Raw genomic sequence first — 1,308 nt, forward strand, 5'->3', positions numbered from 1 at the left:
ATTTATCACCTTTACTTGCCAAAGTTGCTGCATATTGAGCAAGTTGAAGAGGAGTGTGTACTTCATTTCCTCCCCAAGAGGCATTTAATAAAGCGGAGATTCCATTTTCAAACTTATTAGATGGATGGAATTCATATTGTCCGTCTTCTTCAAAGGGTAAATCAATCCCGGTTTTAGAACGTAGGCCGAATTGCATTAAATAATCTGTCCATATATTAGCCACTTTTTCTATATTCCCATTATTTTGGTTGAATAAGGGCAGAGCTACTTTTGCTGTCATAAATGTGTTAGATGAATTAATGATAGCCTGCCTTGGTGTAATCTCACCTGTTGGCGTTCCAGGTTCATTAGCAACGTTATTTTGATTATCATACTGAAAAGTACCCTTATCTAAATAAGTATCTTCAGGCTGAAAAAGCTTTTCGTTTAATCCAATTAAAATAGTAAGTGGCTTTATAATAGAGGCTATATTTACATAAGATTCACCATATTTTAATTTTTGAATTGCTTTATTTTGCGAAAGGGATTTAATGTTTTCTTTTTTAGATGATACATGTGTATTTAATATATTTGGATCAAAAACTGCCGAATTGGCCATAGTTAATATTGCGCCAGTTTTTACATCGGTTACTACTGCATAACCAGCATTAGCATCAGGTACTTTCTTAATTTGAGATCTTAGTGCTTCCTCTGTTTTTTGCTGCAATTTCGAGTCTAAAGCTAGCTGGATATCTTTTCCTTTTTGTGCTTTTTGAATGTTCCATAAGAACTTTTTATTATTCATTTTAAAAATCAGAGTTTTTCCGGGTTTTCCTTTTAAATCATTTTCATATTGAAGCTCAATCCCACTTTTCCCAACAGGTCCATACTTAGAATTAAGATCATTTTCTACATACCCAATTAGCTGTGAACCAATTTCGTGTTTAGGATAATATCGAATCCATTCATTTTTAATTATTATATTATTGGGTTTGTTTTTGTTTATGAATGTAAGTTCACTCTCATTTATTTCAGAGTATAACGGTATATCATTCATAGTTTGCTTTTTACAAGATTGTTGTAATTGTGATTTTACGTCCTCTGCAGAAATATCATGTTGAAACTCGTTTGAAAATTGATTGAAAAAAGCTAATGTGTTTGATGTATCTTGATTCGATAGTTTTTCATCATTAGAAGTGCAATATAGAGACTTAACTTTCTTATTTGTAGCTAGTATGACACCATTTTGATCAAGAATTTTTCCTCTTTCAGCTGAAGAAGTTGCGATAGTAATTGAAATGAAGTTGATTTTTAATAAAATTAGTAAAA

1 protein-coding gene is annotated in these 1,308 nt (G+C 31.5%); it reads right to left on the reverse strand.

What is annotated here, in order from left to right:
* The coding region (locus MR155_RS32515; RefSeq protein WP_242312109.1) for a penicillin-binding transpeptidase domain-containing protein at window positions 1-1,308 on the reverse strand (1,308 nt) is incomplete at both ends.

The organism is Bacillus cereus group sp. BfR-BA-01331 (assembly GCF_022663915.1).
Classification (GTDB): Bacteria; Bacillota; Bacilli; order Bacillales; family Bacillaceae_G; genus Bacillus_A; species Bacillus_A mycoides.